The organism is Paenirhizobium daejeonense, from assembly GCF_014280875.1.
Classification (GTDB): Bacteria; Pseudomonadota; Alphaproteobacteria; order Rhizobiales; family Rhizobiaceae; genus Allorhizobium; species Allorhizobium daejeonense.
This window is the reverse complement of record NZ_JACLAL010000005.1, coordinates 134,329-157,118: the sequence shown is the minus strand read 5'-3', so window position 1 is coordinate 157,118 and position 22,790 is coordinate 134,329. Positions and strand designations below refer to the sequence as shown.

24 protein-coding genes and 4 tRNA genes are annotated in these 22,790 nt (G+C 59.1%); 16 read left to right on the top strand and 12 right to left on the bottom strand.

Going from position 1 to position 22,790, the window contains the following annotated elements:
• Positions 1 to 17 precede the first annotated feature (17 nt).
• The 8 genes from dnaN (at position 18) to H4I99_RS24760 (ending at position 5,756) form a co-directional block, all read left to right on the top strand.
• A complete protein-coding gene (dnaN, locus tag H4I99_RS13230; protein ID WP_425314386.1) occupies positions 18 to 1,130 on the top strand; it encodes a DNA polymerase III subunit beta in 1,113 nt (370 codons plus the stop codon).
• Positions 1,131 to 1,141: 11 nt separating this feature from the next.
• The gene (locus H4I99_RS24350) at positions 1,142 to 1,795 is read left to right on the top strand and encodes a nucleoside triphosphate pyrophosphohydrolase family protein (protein WP_206110873.1); all 654 of its coding nucleotides are present in this window, start codon (positions 1,142 to 1,144) and stop codon (positions 1,793 to 1,795) included.
• A gap of 9 nt (positions 1,796 to 1,804) precedes the next feature.
• Positions 1,805 to 1,996, top strand: a complete 192-nt coding sequence (locus H4I99_RS13220) for a hypothetical protein (protein ID WP_163905191.1) — start codon at positions 1,805 to 1,807, stop codon at positions 1,994 to 1,996.
• The gene (locus H4I99_RS13215; protein WP_163905189.1) at positions 1,993 to 2,595 is read left to right on the top strand and encodes a hypothetical protein; all 603 of its coding nucleotides are present in this window, start codon (positions 1,993 to 1,995) and stop codon (positions 2,593 to 2,595) included. Before H4I99_RS13220 ends, H4I99_RS13215 begins: the two co-directional genes overlap by 4 nt.
• Complete coding sequence (locus H4I99_RS13210; protein WP_186663315.1) at positions 2,592 to 3,059, top strand: ASCH domain-containing protein; 468 nt, start codon at positions 2,592 to 2,594, stop codon at positions 3,057 to 3,059. The genes H4I99_RS13215 and H4I99_RS13210 overlap by 4 nt, the downstream gene beginning before the upstream one ends.
• Complete coding sequence (locus H4I99_RS13205) at positions 3,052 to 4,308, top strand: phage Gp37/Gp68 family protein (protein ID WP_163905187.1); 1,257 nt, start codon at positions 3,052 to 3,054, stop codon at positions 4,306 to 4,308. The genes H4I99_RS13210 and H4I99_RS13205 overlap by 8 nt, the downstream gene beginning before the upstream one ends.
• Positions 4,305 to 4,517 carry a hypothetical protein gene (locus H4I99_RS13200; RefSeq protein WP_163905185.1) on the top strand — a complete coding sequence of 71 codons (213 nt, stop codon included), beginning with the start codon at positions 4,305 to 4,307 and terminating at the stop codon, positions 4,515 to 4,517. The genes H4I99_RS13205 and H4I99_RS13200 overlap by 4 nt, the downstream gene beginning before the upstream one ends.
• A 207-nt stretch (positions 4,518 to 4,724) precedes the next feature.
• Positions 4,725 to 5,756 carry a tyrosine-type recombinase/integrase gene (locus tag H4I99_RS24760; protein WP_163905183.1) on the top strand — a complete coding sequence of 344 codons (1,032 nt, stop codon included), beginning with the start codon at positions 4,725 to 4,727 and terminating at the stop codon, positions 5,754 to 5,756.
• 70 nt (positions 5,757 to 5,826) lie between these two features.
• Here the strand turns inward: H4I99_RS24760 and H4I99_RS13190 are convergent.
• From H4I99_RS13190 to H4I99_RS13170, 5 genes are all read right to left on the bottom strand, one after another.
• Positions 5,827 to 5,903: transfer RNA gene (locus tag H4I99_RS13190), tRNA-Arg, on the bottom strand.
• Between the two features lie 63 nt (positions 5,904 to 5,966).
• The gene (locus H4I99_RS13185; protein WP_163905181.1) at positions 5,967 to 6,272 is read right to left on the bottom strand and encodes an ETC complex I subunit; all 306 of its coding nucleotides are present in this window, start codon (positions 6,270 to 6,272) and stop codon (positions 5,967 to 5,969) included.
• A 505-nt stretch (positions 6,273 to 6,777) separates the two neighbouring features.
• Positions 6,778 to 6,854, bottom strand: a tRNA-Pro gene (locus tag H4I99_RS13180).
• A gap of 95 nt (positions 6,855 to 6,949) precedes the next feature.
• Positions 6,950 to 7,399, bottom strand: a complete 450-nt coding sequence (locus H4I99_RS13175; RefSeq protein WP_244625078.1) for a DUF192 domain-containing protein — start codon at positions 7,397 to 7,399, stop codon at positions 6,950 to 6,952.
• A gap of 40 nt (positions 7,400 to 7,439) precedes the next feature.
• The gene (locus H4I99_RS13170; protein WP_099057687.1) at positions 7,440 to 8,018 is read right to left on the bottom strand and encodes a cold-shock protein; all 579 of its coding nucleotides are present in this window, start codon (positions 8,016 to 8,018) and stop codon (positions 7,440 to 7,442) included.
• A 185-nt stretch (positions 8,019 to 8,203) separates the two neighbouring features.
• On the opposite strand from H4I99_RS13170, the gene gloA reads away from it, so the two are divergent.
• The 4 genes from gloA (at position 8,204) to H4I99_RS13150 (ending at position 10,158) form a co-directional block, all read left to right on the top strand.
• Positions 8,204 to 8,644: a lactoylglutathione lyase gene (gloA, locus tag H4I99_RS13165; protein WP_163905178.1), complete on the top strand. Its 441-nt coding sequence runs from the start codon at positions 8,204 to 8,206 to the stop codon at positions 8,642 to 8,644.
• Positions 8,645 to 8,805: 161 nt separating this feature from the next.
• Positions 8,806 to 9,606, top strand: a complete 801-nt coding sequence (locus tag H4I99_RS13160) for a hypothetical protein (RefSeq protein WP_163905176.1) — start codon at positions 8,806 to 8,808, stop codon at positions 9,604 to 9,606.
• A gap of 186 nt (positions 9,607 to 9,792) precedes the next feature.
• Positions 9,793 to 9,867 (top strand) — tRNA-Glu (locus H4I99_RS13155).
• Positions 9,868 to 10,083: 216 nt separating this feature from the next.
• A tRNA-Glu gene (locus H4I99_RS13150) sits at positions 10,084 to 10,158 on the top strand.
• A 102-nt stretch (positions 10,159 to 10,260) separates the two neighbouring features.
• Here H4I99_RS13150 and recJ read toward each other — a convergent pair.
• The 6 genes from recJ to H4I99_RS13120 all read right to left on the bottom strand — a co-directional run bounded on the left by recJ (position 10,261) and on the right by H4I99_RS13120 (position 16,351).
• Positions 10,261 to 12,063, bottom strand: a complete 1,803-nt coding sequence (recJ, locus tag H4I99_RS13145) for a single-stranded-DNA-specific exonuclease RecJ (protein WP_163905174.1) — start codon at positions 12,061 to 12,063, stop codon at positions 10,261 to 10,263.
• 168 nt (positions 12,064 to 12,231) lie between these two features.
• Positions 12,232 to 12,441, bottom strand: a complete 210-nt coding sequence (locus tag H4I99_RS13140) for a hypothetical protein (protein WP_163905172.1) — start codon at positions 12,439 to 12,441, stop codon at positions 12,232 to 12,234.
• 250 nt (positions 12,442 to 12,691) lie between these two features.
• On the bottom strand, positions 12,692 to 12,910 hold the full coding sequence (locus H4I99_RS13135) for a hypothetical protein (protein ID WP_163905171.1): 219 nt from the start codon (positions 12,908 to 12,910) through the stop codon (positions 12,692 to 12,694).
• A 205-nt stretch (positions 12,911 to 13,115) separates the two neighbouring features.
• Positions 13,116 to 14,435, bottom strand: coding sequence for a homoserine dehydrogenase (locus H4I99_RS13130; RefSeq protein WP_163905169.1), 1,320 nt, complete (start codon positions 14,433 to 14,435; stop codon positions 13,116 to 13,118).
• A 62-nt stretch (positions 14,436 to 14,497) separates the two neighbouring features.
• A complete protein-coding gene (locus tag H4I99_RS13125) occupies positions 14,498 to 15,715 on the bottom strand; it encodes an LL-diaminopimelate aminotransferase (protein ID WP_163905167.1) in 1,218 nt (405 codons plus the stop codon).
• Between the two features lie 228 nt (positions 15,716 to 15,943).
• Positions 15,944 to 16,351 carry an SHOCT domain-containing protein gene (locus tag H4I99_RS13120; protein WP_163905165.1) on the bottom strand — a complete coding sequence of 136 codons (408 nt, stop codon included), beginning with the start codon at positions 16,349 to 16,351 and terminating at the stop codon, positions 15,944 to 15,946.
• A 157-nt stretch (positions 16,352 to 16,508) separates the two neighbouring features.
• Here H4I99_RS13120 and H4I99_RS13115 point away from each other — a divergent pair, with 157 nt between their 5' ends.
• The 4 genes from H4I99_RS13115 (at position 16,509) to radC (ending at position 20,891) form a co-directional block, all read left to right on the top strand.
• Complete coding sequence (locus H4I99_RS13115) at positions 16,509 to 18,356, top strand: PHA/PHB synthase family protein (protein ID WP_244625076.1); 1,848 nt, start codon at positions 16,509 to 16,511, stop codon at positions 18,354 to 18,356.
• Between the two features lie 88 nt (positions 18,357 to 18,444).
• The gene (gene sfsA, locus H4I99_RS13110; RefSeq protein ID WP_163905160.1) at positions 18,445 to 19,164 is read left to right on the top strand and encodes a DNA/RNA nuclease SfsA; all 720 of its coding nucleotides are present in this window, start codon (positions 18,445 to 18,447) and stop codon (positions 19,162 to 19,164) included.
• A 38-nt stretch (positions 19,165 to 19,202) separates the two neighbouring features.
• The gene (map, locus tag H4I99_RS13105) at positions 19,203 to 20,039 is read left to right on the top strand and encodes a type I methionyl aminopeptidase (RefSeq protein WP_163905158.1); all 837 of its coding nucleotides are present in this window, start codon (positions 19,203 to 19,205) and stop codon (positions 20,037 to 20,039) included.
• 3 nt (positions 20,040 to 20,042) lie between these two features.
• On the top strand, positions 20,043 to 20,891 hold the full coding sequence (radC, locus tag H4I99_RS13100; RefSeq protein ID WP_163905156.1) for a RadC family protein: 849 nt from the start codon (positions 20,043 to 20,045) through the stop codon (positions 20,889 to 20,891).
• A 31-nt stretch (positions 20,892 to 20,922) separates the two neighbouring features.
• On the opposite strand, the gene recQ is transcribed toward radC, so the two are convergent.
• Complete coding sequence (gene recQ / locus H4I99_RS13095; protein ID WP_163905154.1) at positions 20,923 to 22,782, bottom strand: DNA helicase RecQ; 1,860 nt, start codon at positions 22,780 to 22,782, stop codon at positions 20,923 to 20,925.
• Positions 22,783 to 22,790: the final 8 nt, after the last annotated feature.

Below are 22,790 nucleotides of genomic sequence, written 5' to 3'. Positions count from 1 at the left end.
CCCGAGGAGGCGAAGCCCTGATGTTCACCGCAAGCAAATCCGCCCTGCTCGATGCCCTGAAACTGGTCGGCCAGATCGTCGAGCGCCGCAACACCATTCCCGTCCTGCAGAACGTGCTGTTCGAGCGGCTCGGCACCACCGGCAAACTGATCGCCAAGGTGACCGACCTCGACATCGAGGCGACGATCCCGTTCAGCGCCGCCGTCGATACCGGTTTTCGCGGCTTCACCGTGCCCGCCCATCTTCTGATGGATATCGTCAAGAAATTGCCGGATGGCGCCGAGATCCGTGTCGAGGCGGCGGATGCCGAACTGACTGGCGTCACCCTCAAATCCGGCCGCAGCCGATTTCGTCTTCAGGTCCTGCCGCCCGCCGATTTCCCCTCGCTCGACGGCGCGGAAATGCCGTTCGCCATCGATATTCCGGGCACGGCCTTCGAGCACGCCATCGGCGGCGTCCGCTTCGCCATCTCGACGGAAGAGACCCGTTATTATCTCAACGGCATCTATCTCCATCCCTCCGAGGGCGGCCTGACGCTGGTCGCGACCGACGGGCACCGCCTGTCGAAACGCTTCATCCCGCTCGAAGGCGTGCCGCAGGACATGCCCGGCGTCATCGTGCCGAAGAAGACGGTCGAGGCACTGCTGAAACACCTGCCGAAGAACGAGGACGTCACCCTGCAGATTTCCGACGCCAAGATCCGCCTGATGATCGGCGACATGGTGCTGGTATCGAAGCTGATCGACGGCACCTTCCCGGATTACCGCCGCGTCATCCCCGCCTACACGAATTTTGTGGAAGTCGAGGGCAAGGCGCTTTCGGCCGCGATCGACCGCGTCTCGACCGTCTCCACCGGTAACGGCCGCGCCGTGAAGATGACGTTTTACGAAGGGCTGCTGAAACTCACGGTCAACAACCCCGACGCCGGCAATGCCGAGGACGATCTCCCCTATGAGGGCGAGGCCGAACTCGAGGTCGGGTTCAACGCCAAATACGTCAACGACGCATTAGCCAACCTCTCGGAACAGACGGTCAACATCTATCTCGGCGACCCCGGCTCCCCCGCCGTCCTGCGCGCCGACGGCGACCACGCCGAAAACCTGATCGTCCTGATGCCCATGCGCGTTTGAGGAGAAGAGCTATGACCGCCAATCAGTCAGAAAATGCGAAACGTGTTCGCCACAAACGTCGCGGCACTGAATACACCGTTATTGGAACAGGGCGCATCCAGATTGGAAAACCCCTCAACGACATGGATCATGTCGTCATTTATTGGGGCGACTTCGGAGATCTTTGGGTCCGCGGAGAAGACGAGTTTCTCGACGGGAGATTCGAGGAACTACCCAAACCCATAAACCGCATCTCTCTGGAAGACGTCGAGATGATGCGGGCTCTCGCGAACGAGCCTCGCAACGCGCTGGATGCCTATCAGCAGGTCGCAACCCACAGCGCCATTTATCCGGGCCAAGGCACTCCGCTCGGCCTCGTCTATGTGGCGCTGAAAATGAACGGCGAAGCGGGCGAGTTAGCCGAGCACGTCGGCAAGGCCATGCGTGACGATGGGCTGGTCAGCACCATATTCAGGTCGGGCAACGACACAGAAGTGACATTCAACGGGCTCTCGCCCAAGCGCCGCGCCCTGCTGATCAAAGAGATCGGTGACGTCCTCTGGTATCTTTCCGCCGCCTGCAACGAACTCGGCATCAGCCTTTCGCACGCGGCCGAGACGAATATCGGCAAGCTCTACGACCGCGGGCAACGCAACGCCCTCTCCGGCTCCGGCGACGAGCGATAGGGGGCAGCGATGCAGGATGACCATCCCATTCCCCTCGGCAAGTCCGTCGGCTCGGCCCGGTCCCAGTTCATCGCCTCGGTGCGCAAGGCGCTGCGTTCTGTCGAACAGGGCCGCGCTGCCTCCGCCGCCATCTCCGACATCCGCCAGGCCATCGCGGTGCTCGACCGCAAGACGGCATCCCCGAAGGGAGGAAAGGCATGATTACCGACGTGATCGAACGCCTGCACGCCAGGATCGAGAAACAGAATGAGATGCTGACGCAACTGCATGCGCGCAACGCCGTGCTTGAAAGAGCACTGCCGGCAGAACTGCACCCGGATACCGCTCAACTCGTCGTAAGCTTCGCATCGGCACTGACCGAAAAACTTCTCGCGGCTCAGAAGAAGTATGGCCACACCAACGGTTGGAAAGTGGACGACTGGGAACGGGACTGCAAGAAGGCCCTGATGAAGCACGTCATGAAGGGCGACCCTCTCGACGTTGCAGCCTATGCCGCTTTCTGCTGGGCACGCGGCTGGAGCACCACTCCGTATCGGCCACAAGCCGACCCTGAAGACGTCATGATCCGCGACTTCACGGACTTCGTCAAACAAACCGCGCCCAGACTTCATTGGAAGATCTGGCATGAAACAAACACCCACCCGAACCACAGCTTAGGTGGCATAGACGGATGGCAACACGGCTTCGGCACTCAGACCTTCGGTCCGATGCCTCTTCCCGATCTCATTGCCAAAATGAAATCTGAGGTGAGCGCCGAGATGGATCGTCTTGCATCAAAGCGGGAAGGCGGCGCGGCATGATCGACCCCACCCTCCCCAACCTCGCCCTCTCCGTTCGCCAGCCATGGACATGGGCCATCATCCACGCCGGCAAGCCGGTCGAGAACCGTGACTGGAAGAGCGGCAATCCCGGCCTGAAATTTCGCGGCCCCGTCTGCCTGCATGCCTCGGCCGGGATGACGCGGGCCGAATATACGGACGCCCGCCACTTCATTCTGTCGATCGGCATTCCCAATGTGCCCGCTTTAGAGGAACTCCGGCGCGGCGGTATCGTCGGCGTCACCACCATCGTCGATGTGGTGACAGCCCATGACAGCGACTGGTTCTTCGGGCCCGTCGGCCTCGTCCTCGAGGATAGCCGCCCGGTTGATTTCATCCCCGTCGTCGGCGCCCTCGGCTTCTTCGACTGGCGCCCGCGCGTGATCCGCGCCGCCGCGCCAGGTCCTGCCAAACCTCGCCCACAGGGAGGCCTCTTCGATGTCTGACGGAACCACGATCGAATGGACCGATGCGACATGGAACCCGATCACCGGCTGTTCCGTCGTCTCCCCCGGTTGCACCAATTGCTACGCCATGAAGCTCGCCGGCACGCGCCTGAAACACCATGAAAGCCGTTCCGGCCTGACGAAGGAATCGAAGTCCGGCCCCGTCTGGACCGGCGAGGTCCGCTTCAACGAGCAATGGCTGGAGCAACCGCTGCGCTGGACGAAACCCCGCATGATTTTCGTCTGCGCCCATGGCGACCTTTTCGCCGAGGGCGTGCCGGACGAATGGATCGACCAGGTCTTCGCCGTCATGGCGCTCGCCCCGCAGCACACGTTTCAGGTGCTGACGAAACGGCCGGAGCGGATGCGGGAATATCTTACCGCAGCGTCTCGTCAGAGCGACATCGCCGCTGCTGGTGTCTGCATAGGTCAGAGCCCCTCACATCAATTCCTGATGCGGAGCGAATCTTGGCCCCTCCCCAACGTCTGGCTCGGCGTGTCCGTAGAGGATCAGAAGCGCGCCGACGAACGCATCCCGATCCTGCTCGACACCCCGGCCGCGATCCGCTGGATCAGCGCCGAGCCGCTGCTTGGGCCGGTGGATATTTCCAGATGGACCGCATCCGCGAAGGTGACCTGTAAGAAATGCAGTCATGATTTTTGGCTGCATGACGCAAACCCATGTCAGCACGAGGATTATGGCGGCGGCTGGACACTGGCTTGCCCGATTTGCGGCGGTTGCCGTTGCAAGCGAGCATGGACCGCAGCCGACGAACGGACTGTCGCATTCGAGCCGCCGCAGGACTGGATCGACCGGAAGGTCGGCCGTTTTGATAAGGTCCATCCTACAATCGAGATCAAATCTCTCATCGACTGGGTTGTCGCCGGCGGCGAGAGCGGCCCCGGCGCTCGGCCGATGCATCCGGACTGGGCGAGATCCCTGCGCGACCAATGCAAGGCGGCCGCGGTACCGTTCCTGTTCAAGCAATGGGGAGAGTGGTGGGAAGTAGGGTCCGAAATGCGAGACGAGAACGGCAAACACCTCGTTGTCGACGCAGACAGTCACGAAGCATCGGAGTTGTGGGACGAGCACTTCGACTGCCTCATAACTCACGACGGCCGACGCTTCACGCCGGAAACACTGCCGGAAGACACTCTCGGTCGCCTGATGAGCCGTATCGGCAAACGCGCCGCCGGTCGCCTTCTCGACGGCATCGAGCACGATGCCTTCCCGGTGACCGGACGATGACGGCGCTGCCCTACATCTATCGCTGGAACCGGCAGGGCCGCAAAGGCCAGCCCTGTGACGTGCTGGCACGCGGAACGATGAATTCGTGCTGCGTTCGGTTTGCTGATGGATACACGATGGTCACCAGCCGGAATGCGCTGATGCGAAATCGGGACGCCGGCCATCTCACCAACGTCGAGCACAACTCGTTTCCGGTGGACCAGCCATGACCTCACCCGCCCTCGTCCGATCAGCCGACCTGAAACGTATGGCGGACATCGCCAAATCGAAGGGCGTGACCGTTTGGATTGAAATAGACGGTCGCCGTATCGGGGTTTCCCCCGATATCCACAACGTCAACAACCCAGCTCCGGTTGACCTGCAGCCGGAAGACTTCACGTCATTGGCAGAGTGGCAGGCGTGGAGAGATCGGAATCGTGCTCGTGAAACTCAAAGGGATACATAAAGTAAAGCGCCGGCTCGCAAGCGGAGAGATCCGCATCCACTATTATGCGTGGCGCGGCGGTCCCAGAATGCAGTCGCCGCCCAACACGGAAGCGTTCGCGGCTGAGCTGCTGAAACACAAGGCCGACAGCGCGCCCGTCGAGGTAAAGACCATCGATCTTCTCATTGATGCTTTCGAAGCCAGTCCGGCTTTCGCTGCGCTGGCTGAAAAGACCAAGGAGGGTCATCGGTTTGCGTTCAAGGAGATCCGAAAGGAATGGCCGAGACTGCCGCTCAAGCTCACCCAGCAACGCGGAATGAAGGCCATGATTCGGAAATGGCACCAGACATTCTCCGCGAACCCGCGCAAAGCGGACCAAATGCTGTTCTCCCTCTCCAGAGTATTCACTTTCGGGATAGATGAGGAGATCATCGAGAAAAACCCGTGTTCCGGCATAACGAGGCTCTATACAGGATCACGGCGGGAGGCCATCTGGACACCGGCACTCATCTCGCAATTCCGGGCGGGCGCCAAAGCGCCTCTGCGCCTCGCTTTCGAGCTGGCTATCCACACAGGACAACGACAGGGAGACCTGCTTTCGCTCACCTGGAAGCAGTATGATGGCACACACATTCAATTCGAGCAGGGGAAAACGAAAAAACGTGTCCGCATCAAAGTGCATTCCACCCTGAAGGCGATGCTGGATGCACTACCGAGGCCTGCGATCCGGATACTGACCAATTCGCGCGGCCGCCCCTGGACGAATGATGGCTTCAAGACTTCGTGGGGCAAGGAATGCACTCGGCTCAAGATCGAGGGAGTGACATTCCACGACCTGCGCGGAACTTTCATCACCGAGAGACGGCGGGAAGGCTCAACAGCCGAGCAGATCGCCTCTATCAGCGGCCACTCCCTGACAGAGGTCGGACGAGTGCTGGAGAAGCACTATCTCGCGCACGATCAGCAGACCGGCGACGCCGTCATATTGCGTATGGAAAGAACAACAAGGAAACAGAAAAAGTAAACGGCTTCAAAAAAGCTGTAAACGGGGTCTTCCAGACACAGGGAAAGGCGCGCTAAGTACTTGAAAAGATTGGCGACCCCTGCAGGAATCGAACCTGCGACAACCTGCTTAGAAGGCAGGTGCTCTATCCAGCTGAGCTAAGGGGCCATCTCTCCCGTCGTTTAAGGCTGACGAAATTAAGGCACGCAGTGCAATACGTTTGGCAGTTCCTCAATGTGTCCAGGGCTGCAGACGATTGAAGCGGAAGTTGTCGGTATAGGAAACGATCTGTCGTTTCGGTTCCTTTGGCTGGATCACGCGATATTCGATGCCTTCGCGCTTGGCATAGGCTTCCGCCTGTTCCAGCGTTTCGAACACGAGTTTCACCTGCTGGCGCGTATCGGCAGAACTGGTGTAACCCATGATGGGATCGATCTTGCGGGGAATAGCCTGATCGAATTCGAGGATCCAGACATGGGTCTTCGCCTTGCCGGACTGCATCGCGGTCTTTGCGGGGCGGTAGATCTTCGCGGGCATGGTCGCGTTCAACTCCAGAAATGACGGCAGGAAGATCCTTTCCGTCGTTTAATTATCGCATCTGCCGCAGGTATTAGGCTGCGACGAATTCGAAAACTCCGATACCGAGATTCGAAACCAGATAGATTTCAGAATTTCAGGACCTTAGAGCAGCGATTCGCTATCCGCGATGATCGCTGTTGTATTCCAAATTCTGAAGTGTTCTGCCCCATTTGGACAATTCGATCAACTCATATTTTGGGCGGCATTCCGCTCCAGAGACCTTGCGGATCAGGCTACCCGCAGACTGAGCGATCCCATCTCTTCTACCCGAGGGATGCATGGCAGAACACGTCAGTGCTGTGTAATCCGGATCATCAGCAGGAGTCCTTGCCTGTCGAGGGACAGGAGCCAATCCGTGTTTCAAGTGCGCGTTACAAAGTATAGCTGCACCCGCGGCGCGCTCACAATGCACTTTCAAAGTAGTGAAACGACACCGAATTCCTCAATTATATCAACGAGGAAGTGGTCGGAGTGGAGAGATTCGAACTCCCGACCCTCTGGTCCCAAACCAGATGCGCTACCAGACTGCGCTACACTCCGTTCCAGTGATGAAAGTGGCAATACACGGTTCACCATCGAGCCGCAACATTAAAAAAACGCTATCCGCATGATGATCTGCACTTGGGCAGCATCGGCTATTTCAACGAAGGCGTCGTTGCCGCGATGGTGACCAGGGCACCGGGAGCGATTCCCAGCTCGGCGGCGCGACCGCCCCGAATTTCCAGGACGAAGCGCACCGGCCCACCGGACGAAATGATTGACTCGGAATAGGGAACGGCGCGGCTGGCCACCCGCCGAACACGCCCGGCGCCATCGATAAACAGCATGTCCAGAGAGAGGGGCGTGTTTTTCATCCACATCATGACATCCCGCTCAAGGCCGAAGTCGAAGATCATACCTTCGTCATCACCCAGTTTCTCGCGGTACATCAGGCCACGTTCACGCTGCTCGGGGTTCAGGGCGAGTTCGACCTGAAATTCATGCGACTTGCCTCCCGGCATGTCGATTCGCAGCTGGCCTCTGCCAAAATGGACATCTCCGGCAGCAAGAAGACTTGCCGGCACCATAAACAGAAAAAGCGCCATGAAGGCGCTCTTTGCAATTGTTATCATTTTTACGCGAGCCTCAATGCGCACGGGCAGCCGGAGCCGGGTTATCGGGATGGATTTCGGCCGCCATCAGCCCCTTGTCACCGTTACCGAAACGGACCAGCACCGTCTGTCCGGGACGCAATTCGGTGAGGCCGAAGCGGCGAAGGGTCTCCATGTGTACGAAGATATCCTCCGTTCCCTCACCGCGCGTCAGGAATCCGAAACCCTTGGTGCGATTGAACCACTTGACCAGCACGCGTTCAAGTCCGCTTGTCGGCGTAACCTGTACATGAGTGCGCACCGGCGGCAGTTGCGACGGATGAACAGCCGTCGACTGGTCCATCGAGAGAATGCGGAACGCCTGGTAACCGCGATCACGCTTCTGAATCAGGGCAACAATGCGGGTGCCTTCCAGAATGGTCTGGTAGCCGTCTCGGCGCAGGCAGGTTACATGCAGGAGCACATCCTGCATACCGTTATCCGGTATGATGAACCCGAAGCCCTTAGCTACGTCGAACCATTTCACGACGCCGGTGATCTCGATCAGGTCAACAGCTTCTCCGGACAGTTCTTCGAAACCAGAGAGCCCTTTCGGTAAAATCCTGTCCGCCATCTCCCAAGCCCCTCGAAAACGCGTCACACGGTAAAGTTAATTGATTCTTGACGCTTAGATTAACATTCTCGTAATGGATCAGCGCAAGTCCTAGATTCAGATATTCCCAGATGCTTTTTGGGCTATGAGGCTTGCTCGAAGCTGTCGCCTGTTCCATATCCCCTAAAGTCATATGGAGAACCTTCATGCGCTATCTTCACACCATGGTTCGCGTCAAAGATCTCGACGCATCGCTCGATTTTTACTGTAACGTTTTTGGACTCACCGAGATCCGTCGGATGGATAACGAGAAGGGTCGCTTCACTCTCGTCTTTCTTGCGGCACGCGACGATATCGATGCTGCCCGGAACAATTCGGCTCCCTGCCTCGAGCTGACATATAATTGGGATCCTGAAGATTATACCGGAGGACGGAATTTCGGTCACCTTGCCTATGAGGTCGATGACATCTACGCCATCTGCCAGAATCTGATGGACCGAGGCGTGACCATCAACCGTCCTCCCCGCGACGGCCACATGGCTTTCGTACGCTCTCCCGACGGAATCTCCATCGAGATCCTGCAAAAGGGTGAGAGCCTGCCCGGATCAGAGCCGTGGCTTTCCATGCCGAATACCGGAGTCTGGTAAGACGCCGGCGCAAACCTGCACCCGCTTCGCGCAAGTTAATCCTTTTAGTCTGATGCCTCGAATGGCTCGCCGCATCCGGCGCGCCGCACTCGGACACAGTGAGACGGCCAGTCGGAGAACTGAAGTCCGTGTTGCTTGAGCCGACCAAGAGGTATCTGCGCATGGCATCTCGTTTCGTTCGGGCCACTCCCGCCATTCACTTGCTGCTTGTCGGCGCCAGCCTGCTGGCGCTGGCCGGGTGCCAGACCAATCAGTTGGTCGAGACCATGGAAGTCGGCGATGCCGCGCCTGAGACGCCCGCTGCCGTTCCCAAGAAGAACAACGGGCCCCTGCCCGCCTCTGCTGCCGCCTACACCGACCCGCTTGTCGTCAGCGCTGCCAACGGCAGGAAGGTTCCGACCGCGACTCGCAAAAACGCGCCGGTCATTCCCGATCCCGTCCAGCAGGTGGCAGCACCCGCCGATCTCGGAGAACTGACCATGCAGCCGACCACGGTGTCGGCAGGCCGCAACAGCATTTTTTCCGCACCAACTCAGGCAGCCACGCAGGAATCGGAAGATCTGACGACCGGGTCCGAAACGGTATCCCCTACTGTGAACACCAGCGCGTCCTCCAGCATCGTTCCAGCCGACCTACCGGCACGGGCCGTCAGCCCGATTAATAAGAGCCTCTTCAGCGCAGACCTGCCCCAACCGATCGAGCCAACGCGAGAAGCCGCAGTCATGCCCGATTACTCCGAACCGGCAGCTCCAGCGAAATACGATGCAGCCGAGCCGATCTCTCTTGCTGAAGAAGAGGCGCAGAAGTCTACCGCTTCGGTTCCGGCGGCTGCAGCAGAACCCGAAGTCGCTTCTGCGGACGCACCGCAGAAGAAGCGGAAATGGTTGCCATCTCTTTCCGAGATCCTCTCAGGTGGCAAGAAGAACAAGGGCGACCAAAACGCTTCGGCCGAAAGCCACTAAAGCGCCGGGTTCTAAGGGCATTTGCCAGACCGCCAAAACTCGAACTCCCGTCAACATTCTGTTTTTATTCAGTTATCGGCTTATTTTCCACAGGCTCGCGGCATCTGTCATTTTTTTGCAAAAAAACAGAAATTGCCGCTTGCGGGAATAAATCGACCTGACTATAAGGGCCTCCACGGAGCGCACGCGCCCTTCGTCTATCGGTTAGGACACCAGATTTTCATTCTGGGAAGAGGGGTTCGACTCCCCTAGGGCGTGCCACTCCTGCTTTCATTTCCCTCCATAAAAATAGTGATGAAAACCACTTGATGGTCGTCATTTCCGGCGAATTGCCCGAAAGACTGCCTGCGTATTCGGGTGTTCCATCAGTCTTCCACAGCCTCAGATTTTTTTCGAAATTAGAATGAAAAAACAGCAAGATTCCGCTTGCGGCTTTTTCAAACCCTGCCTATAAGGGCGCCACACCACGAAGCGCAGGCGCCCTTCGTCTATCGGTTAGGACACCAGATTTTCATTCTGGGAAGAGGGGTTCGACTCCCCTAGGGCGTGCCACTTCAATTTTCATCAGACCTTCATAAAGATACTTAATGCGAGCAGTCATAACTGCTTTCATACCGCATCTTAGCAATTACCTTACAGTGCCTCGGCAGCCTCTCACGGAGCCTTTGCAGCATCAAGGATACGCATCTGCACGCGCCTTGTACCCTGCCAGTGATCGGCGCTCAGCGAACCCACAACATGAATCTGCATGCCCCGGCCTTTCAGCAGGAAATCACCAAGCGGTGTCTCGGCGGCCCGGAAGGCAATGCCATCCACACGTGAACCATCCTGCGCCTCAAGCGTGACCTTCACATGAGTCGTACCCACCGCCCTTGCGTCCTTCAGACGATGGGATGGAATGGCGAAGATCGGCTGCGGATGACCGGAGCCGTAAGGACCGGCCGATTCGAGTTGGTCGATGAGTGCCACGGTTGCGGCGGACGCGCCGAGGGCGCCATCGATCTTCAGGGCTCGGTTGGCGGTGAGAGACGCAACCTGCGCAGAAGACGCCTCATCAAAAAACGTCCGCAGCCTACCCAGATTCGCGCGCTCGACAGTCAGGCCGGCAGCCATGGCGTGCCCACCACCCTTGAGCAGTAGGCCCGCATCCACGGCCGCTCGCACCATACGCCCCATATCGAAACCATTGATCGAACGACCGGAACCGGTCCCCCTGCCTGAGGGATCGAAAGCAATGGCAAAAGCAGGCCGCCTGAATTTTTCCTTGATTCGCGCCGCGAGCAATCCGACTATGCCTGGATGCCAGTTGTCCCGTGCGGTCACGATTACCGAGGCCGAGTCGCCGTTGCCGTATTCGGCAAGCACTTCCGCCTCCGCTTCGGCCAACATCACGGCCTCCATCGCCTGACGTTCGCGATTGAGTTCATCCAGCCGTTCGGCGATCTCGTCGGCCTTTGCGGTATCGTCAAGGGTCAGAAGACGGCTTCCCAGTGCTGCATCCCCAATTCGACCGCCGGCATTGATTCTCGGTCCGACGAGAAAGCCGAAATGGTAAGGCGTTACCGGCCCACCAATGCCGGCCACCCGCAACAGTGCGGCAAGGCCAGCATTATTCTGGTGGCGCGCGGCGATCAGACCCTTCACGACATAAGCACGGTTCAGACCTTTAAGCGGCACCACGTCGCAAACGGTGGCAAGCGCAACCAGATCAAGCCAGGACAGGAGATCAAGCGAGCGCGCCTTTGGATGGCCAGCCTGACGCAGCATGCGCAGTGTGGCCACCAGCACGAGAAAGACCACACCCGCAGCGCAAAGATGCCCCTGACCCGAAAGATCATCTTCCCGATTCGGATTGACCAGCGCGAGACAAGCCGGCATCTGATGCCCCATCTGGTGATGGTCGATCACGACGACATCCACGCCACGATCGGCAGCCGCGGCCAGCGCATCGATACTGGTGGACCCGCAGTCGACCGTGACGATGAGCTGCGCGCCCCTGTCGATCAACTGGCCAATCGCGGTCGGGTTCGGCCCATAGCCTTCGAAGATGCGGTCCGGAATATAGATTTCTGCCTCGATGCCGAAGTGATGCAGGAATCGATACAGCAACGCTGAAGACGCGGCACCATCGACATCATAGTCACCGAAGATGGCGACCCTCTCCCCGTCCCTGATCGCCCTGACCAGCCGTTCCCCGGCTTTCGCACAGTCGGTAAGACGCAAAGGATCCGGCATGAGGGAGCGAATGGTCGGATCAAGGAAGGCCGGGGCTTCATCAACACCCACGCCACGTCCGGCAAGAACGCGCGAAACAATCTCCGGAAGACCATGCAACTGGCTGATCGCAAGCGCCCTGTTCTGCCCTGCCTGATCGAGACGAGACACCCAACGCTGTCCGGAAACGGATTGCTCAACGCCCAGGAACGCGCGCGGGACGGGATCTACCGGTTCTTCCATGCCTTGACTGCCCATTAAACCTGATCTTCTTCTACAGGTCACCGGACAAATAAACATCCCTTAAGGCTTGCACAACAGCGATACTGCGCAGTCTTCCACGAAGCAAAGACATCACAAGCCGAAAGGCACGGTTAATACCATGAACAGAACGCTCGTCACCGACGCGTTTCAGGCCAAAAGCCAAGCAACGGAGCCGAATGGGATCATCATCAAGGATAGGAAAAGAAGTATAATCGCCCAGTTACGGATGCCCTCGAAGTCATCATCCTCCAACCGCTTGACTTCGCTTGCGCTCCACGGAGCGATCTGAACACTTTGCCAGCCAGAGTCAAACCCTCGGACCGGCGACAGATGTGCCGATTTCTTAATGCGGATCATTCAAGGCTCCTCCCAAGACCCCTAAATCATCGGAATGAATAAAACCTACGCTGCTCCGCAGAAATATGCGAGAGCCCTTGCGCCAAATGTAACAAAAAAAATAAAAATATACTCTGCGCGACGGGAATTATACTGCAACGCAACAAAGAACGAGAGCAAACCACATATCCTCTTCGCATCGCAAACGTCACGGTGCGCGATGTCCGTGGACTAACTCCCCCCACACAAGCCTCGCCTGATTCGCCATGGATCAGAGCAGCAGCAATGCCAGACCGACCAGAGGCGGCAGCGAAATCGCGATGAACACCAGGATCATCGCCCAATTACGGCCTCCTTCGAAATCATCACTCTCCGACGGCGGATCGTCGGGCCAATCCTCGATAAAAGCTTCACCTGAGTCTTTGTGTTTAACCTCGGTACTTTTGCCAGATATCGCCGTTATTTGCGGCGGCATTCCTGCATAGAACATAAGGGCCCTCCCCCCCAAAGAACCAGCACAACCACTGGATGACAATTATATCATTATTCCATCCAACGCCACGATCATATTCACTCCATGTGATATCTAAATATTCATACTTATGGAGGTAGGTGGACCGTCCAAAAGCATCAAACCCGCCTCACTGAGCGCGGCGGGTTTGATATCCTTCCCATTTTGAGAAGCGGAGGTTCCGCTAGACTGTCTTGGGACGTTCTATACGGATCACCTGTGGCTCGCCGATCAAATAGCCTTCGTGCTTGATCGCCGACACAGCCTTGCGAACGGCATTCTCCATCGTCGCATGAGTGACCAGGATAATCGTCACAGGGGCGTCGGCAGTTGTATACTGGGAGCGCTGCACGATCGATTCCAGGGAAATGCCATTTTCGGCCATCTTGGTCGCGATACTTGCGAAGACGCCTGCACGATCCACAACCGAAAGCCTGATGAAATAGCCGCCTTCATGGCTCTTCATCTTTGCCTGGCGATAGTGTTCGAGGAGAGCAGCCGGCCGGCCAAGGACGGGCACCTGCTGCGCACCCGGTCGGCTCTTGGCGATGTCGGTGATGTCACCGAGAACCGCAGAAGCAGTGGCATTTCCGCCGGCTCCAGGGCCAACCATAAGCAATTCGCCCAGGATATCGGATTCGAGCGCCACGGCGTTGGTCACGCCGTCCACCTGGGCAATCACCGAGTCGAGCGGCACCATCGTTGGATGAACCCGCTGTTCGATACCGGTTTCGGTACGCTGCGCGACACCGAGCAGCTTGATGCGATAGCCGAGTTCGGCTGCAGCATTGATGTCCTCGATCGAGATATTGCTGATGCCTTCCAGATAGATATCGTCGACTGCGATCTCGGAACCAAACGCCAGCGTCGTCAGGATGGCGAGTTTGTGAGCGGTGTCGTTGCCCTCGATATCGAAGGTCGGATCGGCTTCCGCATAGCCCAGGCGCTGGGCCTCCTTAAGGCACGCCTCGAAGGAGAGCCCTTCCTTCTCCATCCGCGTCAGGATGTAATTGCAGGTGCCGTTCATGATGCCGTAGACACGCGAAAAATTGTTGCCGGTCAGGCTTTCGCGCATTGCCTTGATGACCGGAATGCCACCGGCAACCGCAGCTTCGTAGTTGATCAGCAGGCCTTTTTCTTCCGCAAGGCGAGCAAACTCGACGCCGTGACGAGCAAGAAGCGCCTTATTGGCCGTCACTACATGGATGCCGCGTGCCAGCGCCGCGCGTACAGAAAGATCTGCAGCGCCATCCACACCACCGACCAGCTCCACGAATACGTCGATATCGGCATTCTCGACGAGAGCCACGGGATCGTCGAACCAGGTAATGCCGGAAAGATCGACGCCGCGATCCTTGTTGCGGTTGCGGGCAGAAACCGCCGTGATGGTGATCGCCCGACCGCAGGCAACCGCAAGTGCGTTGCTGCGCTGCTGGATGATACGGACGAGCGAGGCACCGACGGTACCCAGACCCGCTATGCCGATTTTCAGGGCATCAGCCATGGTTCTTTCCTGACATTTCAAATTCGGAAGTCGGGCGGCCGCGAACGGGCCGCCCCTGGATCTCAACGGTGGGCGTTGAGAGAAATCACATTATGCATCGTATCGTCGGCAGTCGAGAGGAAGCGCTTGAGATTGCGCGCGGCCTGACGGATGCGGTGCTCATTTTCCACCAAGGCGATACGGACATACTCATCGCCCTGCTCTCCGAAGCCGACGCCGGGAGCAACAGCGATATCGGCCTTCTCAACCAGCAGCTTGGAGAATTCAAGCGAGCCCATGGCGCGGAACTTTTCCGGGATCTTCGCCCAGGCGAACATGGTGGCGGCCGGCGGCGGAACCTCGAATCCGGCCTTACCGAAGCTTTCGACCAGAACGTCGCGGCGGCGCTTGTAAACCGAACGGACTTCCGCGATGTCGGAGCCGTCACCGTTTAGGGCATGGGTCGCCGCCACCTGAATCGGCGTAAAGGCGCCGTAGTCGAGATAGGATTTCACACGGGTCAGCGCCGAAATCAGGCGCTCGTTACCGACGGCAAAGCCCATGCGCCAGCCGGGCATGGAGAATGTCTTCGACATCGATGTGAACTCGACGGCGATATCCATCGCGCCGGGAACTTCCAGCACGGACGGCGGCGGCGGGCCATCGAAGTAAATTTCGGAATAAGCGAGATCCGACAGTACGATGATGTCATGCTTCTTCGCGAACGCGATCACGTCCTTGTAGAAATCCAGCGAGGCGACCTGCGCCGTAGGGTTGGACGGATAGTTGAGGATCAGCGCCAGCGGCTTCGGGATCGAGTGCTTGACCGCACGCTCGAGCGGCGGGAAGAAGGTCTCGTCCGGCTCGACCGAGATTGAACGAATCACGCCGCCGGTCATCAGGAAGCCGAAGGCGTGTATTGGATAGGTCGGATTGGGGCAAAGCACCACATCGCCCGGCGCAGTGATCGCCTGCGCCATGTTGGCGAAGCCTTCCTTGGAACCGAGCGTGGCGACGATCTGCGTATCCGGGTTCAGCTTCACGCCGAATCGGCGGGCGTAGTAGGCAGCCTGAGCGCGGCGAAGACCGGGAATGCCCTTGGACGAGGAATAACGGTGGGTGCGCGGGTCCTGGACCACCTCGCAGAGCTTGTCGACAATGGCCTTCGGCGTCGGCAGATCGGGGTTACCCATGCCGAGGTCGATGATGTCGGCGCCACCGGCTCGCGCGCTCGCCTTCAAACGGTTGACCTGTTCGAAAACATAAGGCGGCAAACGCCGAACTTTGTGAAACTCTTCCATCTCTAACCCCTGGGACCACGCGGATTTCTGCCGCGACAGGCGCGTTCGTTCTTCTGGCCATCGCCCATCCCGCAACGAACCGCAAAACCGGGACAGGACGAGTGTAATGCATGGAATGCGGTAGCGGCAAATTTTGGCGCAAATCCGCAAGCAGCCGACAAAACTTCAGGAAACAGGCGCCGGTTGCATTTGAGTTGCTTTGCTTAAAAAAAGCCTGAAACGCAAGCGCTATTTGGTGATCTGCGCTTGGGTCTCGGCACCGTGCTCGGCGGCAAGCTTGCGCAGTTCCTGCACACGACGCTGATATTCGGCTTCGGAGATCGCGCCGGAGCGACGTGCAGCACCGAGTGAGGACAGCTTGCGCTGCAGATCGCCGGCCTCCTCGTTGCTCATCTGCACGCTCGCCGCAGTCAGTGATCCGGAGAAATCCGGATAACCATCGGGAGTGGTCGAGGAAACAGTCGGGCCGACAGGCGCATCCGCATCATCGACCGTCACTTCCAGCGAGGCCGGTGTGGACGACCCAGCGGCGGTCTTGTCCTTCGTCGACGTGCAACCGGACAATAGGAGAATCGCGGCCGCGGCACCAAGCCCGAGACGCGCTGCCAATCCGTTTGTCCAAGTCCTGTCGATCATTATCGGTATCCGCTGCCGGTCGTGGTTCGGTTGAGTTCGAAAGACCGGATCGCTTAACAGTCAGTCCGGGCTTTCGTATCGCTGGAACTTGTAGTCGTTTTCGGGCAGGATGTGCAATTACAAAAGACGCCGGAAAAACGATCCTGGGGAGGACGGCTTGAGCAGCGAACGCGAAGACGCGCGACAGAACGGTTCGGGAGCAGCCGGCTTCGATCCTAAGCTGATCGAACCATACATCGTCAAGGATCCGGAGACGCTCGCCGTCAACGTTGCCCGGGCGATGGAAAATCTCGGAAAAGCCGCCTCCACATGGCTTGGGCCGCGCGAACGCGGCGAGATCGTCGATCCGGTTTCGGAACCAATGACCGAACTCGTCAAGACGATGTCGAAGGTCACCGAATACTGGATGGCCGACCCCAAGCGGACGCTCGAGGCGCAGACCCATCTCATGGCCAGCGTCTTCGCCATGTGGTCGCGCACGCTTTCGCGATTTTCCGGCAGCGCCAGCGACCAGCCGCCCGAACCGCCGATCAAGGACAAGCGTTTCGCCGACGAGGACTGGCAGCGCAACCCGTTCTTCGACTTTCTGCGGCAGGCCTATGTCATCCTCAGCGACTGGGCGGAAAAGCTGGTCAACGAGGCGGAGGGACTGGACGAACACACCCGCCACAAGGCTGCCTTCTACGTTCGCCAGATCACGGCGGCGCTTTCACCGACCAATTTCGTCGTCACCAATCCGCAACTCTACCGGGAGACGGTCGCGAGCCACGGGGCCAATCTCGTCAAGGGCATGCAGATGCTGGCGGAAGACATCGCCGCCGGACGCGGAGAGCTTCGACTGCGCCACACCGACACCAGCAAATTCGCTGTCGGCGAAAACATGGCAGTCACGCCCGGAAAGGTGATCGCGCAGAGCGATATCTGCGAAGTGATCCAGTACGAGCCCTCGACCGAAACCGTCCTCAAGCGGCCACTGCTGATCGTTCCGCCATGGATCAACAAGTTCTATATTCTCGACCTCAACCCGCAGAAATCCTTCATCAAATGGTGTGTATCTCAGGGCCATACCGTGTTCGTGATCTCATGGGTCAATCCGGACGAGCGTCATGCCGACAAGGGTTGGGAATCCTATATTCATGAAGGTATCGACTTCGCACTCGATACAGTCGAGAAGGCCACGGGCGAGCAGGAGGTGAACGCCATCGGCTACTGTGTGGGCGGTACTCTGCTGGCCGCAGCCCTTGCGCTGCACGCCCAGCAGGATGACAACCGCATTGCCAGCGTCACCTTCTTCACCACGCAGGTGGATTTCACCTATGCGGGCGACCTCAAAGTCTTCGTCGACGAGGCGCAGATCGGCGGACTGGAAGAGCGCATGCGCCAAACCGGTTATCTCGACGGCTCGAAGATGGCAGCAGCTTTCAACATGCTACGCGCTTCCGAACTCATCTGGCCATATTTCGTCAACAGCTACCTTAAGGGCCAGGACCCCATGCCCTTCGACCTGCTTTACTGGAATTCCGATTCCACGCGCATGGCTGCGGCGAACCATTCCTTCTATCTGCGCAACTGCTACCTCAACAACAATCTGAGCGAAGGCCGGATGCAGCTTGCCGGCAAGACCTTGTCTTTGAAGGATGTGACGATCCCGGTCTATAATCTCGCCACTCGCGAGGATCACATCGCCCCGGCCAAGTCGGTCTTCGTCGGCAGTGCGCTGTTCGGCGGCCCGGTCGAATACGTGCTGAGCGGTTCCGGCCACATCGCCGGCGTGGTCAATCCACCCGACAAGGAAAAGTACCAGTACTGGACGAACGGTACGCCCGTTGGCTCTTACGAAGACTGGGCCGCGAACGCGAGGGAAACCGCGGGTTCGTGGTGGCCACACTGGCATGCCTGGATCGAAGCGCATAACAGCGAACGTGTGCCCGCCCGCAAGCCCGGCGGCGGTGCCTTGAATGCCATCTCGGATGCCCCCGGAACCTACGTTCTGGCGCGGGTCTGAAGTTCAAGGGCAGGTTTGATAGCAATCCTGTTCCTTATCCTGTCGTCGCAAGGTTTGCGGCGACCACCGCAAAGCGCTACATCCTCCCATGCTCTTCGTTCCGCCCCTCGTCCCTGCCCGCCTCATCCAGCGATACAAGCGCTTCCTGTTCGACGCCGTTCTGGAGGACGGTCGTGAGATCACCGGCTTCTGTCCGAACACCGGGTCCATGCTTGGCTTGACGACACCCGGTTCGCGCATATGGCTCTCCGAGCACGACAATCCGAACCGCAAATATCGCCACGCGATGGAACTGGTCGAAGTGGAAGGTGCTGTCGTGGGGGTCAACACGGCGCTGCCGAACCGGCTTGCCGAGGAGGCCATTCTCGCCGACATCGTCGGGGATTTCGGCAGCTATCCCGTGCTTCGCCGCGAGCAGCGCTATGGCCGCAATTCGCGGATCGATATCCTGCTCAGCGGACCGGACCGGCCGGATCTTTATGTCGAGGTAAAGAACGTGCACTTTACCCGGAGCGGCGGGCTTGCGGAATTTCCGGATACGGTCACCGCGCGCGGCGCCAAGCATCTGCGGGAGATGGCAGATATGGTGGAGGCCGGTCACCGGGCCGCCATGATTTTCCTGATTCAGCGCGAAGATTGCGACCGCTTCCGGCTTTCCGGCGATCTGGACCCTGCCTATGCGGCAGCCTTCGCAGAGGCCAGCGCCCGTGGTGTGGAGGCATATGCGGTAAAATGTGCCGTATCGCCGGCGGAAATCACACCCTCAGGGTTGATCGAGATAGACGAACCGGTCCTTGCTGCTTTATGACTTGAAAGAACATCGCAGACCAGACCGAAAGCACGTGCATGGTGACCTATGTCGATGCGGCAACCGCGCCGCTCAAGAATACCGGGGCGATCAGGCTCTACAGCCAGGAAGACTTCGCCGGGATGCGTAAGGCATGCCAGGTGACGGCTCGCTGCCTTGACGAACTGGCCTCAATGGTCAAACCAGGCGTCACGACCGATGCCATCGATCGTTTTGTTTTCGAGTTCGGTATGGACAACGGCGCCCTGCCCGCAACGCTGAACTACCGGGGCTACACCAAGTCCGTCTGCACCTCCATCAACCACGTCGTCTGTCACGGCATTCCCAACGACAAGCCGCTGCGCGAAGGCGATATCGTCAACATCGACGTCACTTATGTCGTTGATGGCTGGCATGGCGACTCCAGCCGCATGTATCCCGTCGGAGAAATCAAGCGCGCGGCCGAACGGCTGCTCGAGGTCACCTATGAATGCCTGATGCGCGGCATCGCCGTGGTTCGTCCGGGCGCACGAACCGGCGCCATCGGCGAAGCGATCCAGACCTATGCCGAGGCAGAACGCTGCACCGTGGTGCGCGATTTCTGCGGTCATGGCGTCGGCAAGCTCTTCCACGACAGTCCCAACATCCTGCATTACGGTCGCTCCAACGAGGGACCGGAGCTGCGCGAGGGCATGATCTTCACCATCGAGCCGATGATCAATCTTGGCCGGCCGCATGTGAAGGTGCTTGCCGATGGCTGGACGGCCGTCACGCGAGACCGGTCGCTCACGGCGCAGTACGAGCACGCCGTCGGCGTTACCGCAACGGGCTGTGAAATCTTCACGCTCTCTCCCGGCGGTCTCGACCGTCCCGGTCTTCCGCCCCTCAAAGGCTGATTCATGGCCCGCCCCCCGCTTTCTGACCTGCCGGGCATCGATGTTTCCGCCGCGACAGAAAGCGGGTCGGACGAAGACACCGCCGAGATTCCCGACGAGCGCGGTTTCTTTGCGGAACAGACAGCAAAGACAGGCAACCTGAAGAAACGCACGCCGGTCAGCGAAGTCGTCGAAACGGCGGAAGCTCATTATCACGGCCATCGCGATCGGCTTCGCGCCCGCTTCCGGGACGGCGGCGACGGCGCACTCGCCGATTACGAAATTCTCGAATTATTGCTCTTCCGGCTCATTCCCCGCCGCGACACCAAGCCGATCGCCAAGGCGCTGATCGCACGCTTCGGCTCGCTTGCCGGCGTGCTCGGCGCCTCGCCTGCCCTCCTGCAGGAAGTCAAGGGCATCGGCGAAACCGTAGCCCACGACCTCAAGCTGATCGCCACCGTCGCCCAACGCATGCTGAAGAGCGAATTGCGCGGCAAGCAGGTGCTGGCATCCTGGTCCTCGGTCATCGACTATTGTCATTCGGCCATGGCCTACGAGACGACGGAACAATTTCGCATTCTCTTTCTCGACAAGCGCAATGCGCTGATTGCTGACGAGGTGCAGGGTCGCGGCACCGTCGACCACACGCCTGTCTATCCGCGCGAAGTGGTGAAGCGGGCCCTGGAACTCTCCGCCACCGCCCTTATTTTAGTCCACAATCATCCAAGTGGTGACCCGACGCCTTCGCGCGCCGATATCGATATGACGAAGCTGATCATCGACACGGCGAAACCGCTCGGCATCACCGTTCACGATCACATCATCATTGGCCGTGATGGCCATGCGAGCCTCAAGGGCCTGAGGCTCATCTGATCACCCCGGCGACTTTGGGCAGCAGAGCTTCCTACCGCTGATGCGAGCGGATGACGGCCAGAAAATCGTCACCGTATCGCTCCAGCTTCGCTTGCCCGACACCAGAAATACCGAGCAGCGCATCGCGGCTGGTCGGCCGTTCCGTTGCAAAGGCAATAAGCGTCGTATCAGGGAAGACGACGTAGGGTGGAACAGAAAGCGCCTTGGCGATCTCCATTCGTGTGGCGCGCAGAGCCTCGAAAAGCTCCATATCGGCCCCTTCGAGAGCATTCCTCGCATTGGCCGCGCGAGCGCCGGCGTTCTTTGCGGCCTTGCCCTTTGTCGGACGGTCCTTGCGGAACAGGACCTGGCGTTCGTGCCGGAAGACCGCGCGGGCCTCCGGTTCGAGCTTCAACGCACCGAAAGCCTCATGATCGACGCGCACTAAGCCGGCGGCGAGTAGCTGCCGGTAGACGGACTGCCATGTCCTTGTCGGCAGGTCACGGCCCGCGCCGAACACCGGCATGTCGACATGACCGAAGCGTATCGTTCTCTCATTCTCGTTGCCGGTCAACACATCGATCAGGTGTCCGGTGCCGAAGCGTTCGCCCGTGCGATAGACCGCAGCCAGCGCCTTGATCGCCGCTTCCGTTCCATCCCAGGTCTCGACCGGTTTCAGGCAGGTATCGCAGTTGCCGCAATTGCCGGGGTGCGTCTCGCCGAAATGGGCAAGGATTGCCTGCCTGCGGCAGCCGGCCGTTTCGCAGATGGCGAGCAGCGCGTTGAGCTTTGCCCGCTCGACGCGCTTGATATCGTCACCGGCATTGCCGCCGTCGATCATCCGGCCGCGCTGGATGACATCGACCATGCCGTAGGCCATCCAGACTTCAGATGGCAGGCCGTCGCGTCCGGCGCGACCGGTTTCCTGATAATAGGCCTCGACGGAACCCGGCAGATCGAGATGGGCAACATAGCGGACGTTCGGCTTGTCGATACCCATGCCGAAGGCAACGGTCGCAACGAGGCAGAGGCTCTCTTCCTTCAGAAAAGCGTCCTGATGTGCATCGCGAAGTTCTCGCTCCATGCCCGCATGATAGGGAAGCGAACGTATCCCCTGGGTGTTCAGCCATTCGGAGGTTTCCTCCACCTTGGCGCGCGACAGGCAGTAGACGATGCCGCTCTCACCTTCGTGCCTTGAAAGGAAACTGAGCAGTTGCTGGCGCGGCTGGTCACGTTCCACGATCTCATAGGCAATGTTCGGACGGTCGAAGGATGTGGTGAAGACCGTGGCGTCCTCGAGCCCGAGCCTTGCAATAATGTCCTCGCGCGTGTGCGGATCGGCAGTCGCGGTCAGCGCCATGCGCGGTACGCCAGGATATTCCTGGGCCAGCCGCCCAAGGTCCCGGTATTCCGGACGAAAGTCATGGCCCCACTGGGAGACGCAATGAGCTTCGTCGATAGCGATCAGCGCAATCTTCGTGTTGCCGATCATTTCCCGGAAGGCAGGCGTGACGATCCGTTCCGGGGTGACATAGAGGAAATCCAGCTCACCGCGATCCAGCGAACGGCGGAGGTCGACAAATTCATCACGTCCCAGCGAGGAGTTCAGTGCAGCGGCCCGCACGCCGAGCTGTTTCAGCGCCTCCACCTGATCGCGCATCAGGGCTATCAGCGGCGAGACGACGAGACCGACGCCATCGCGACAGAGGGCCGGCACCTGAAAACACAGGGACTTTCCCGCACCGGTCGGAAACAGCACTACCGCGTCACCGCCTGCAACGACCTGGGCAACGACATCGGCCTGCTTGCCACGGAAAGCCGGATAGCCGTACACCTGCTTGAGGACGGAAAGCGGATTTCTCGCACCCTCGCGGTCGAAGAGGGGATCGGTGCGGCTTGTCATCAGTTCCATGGAATCGC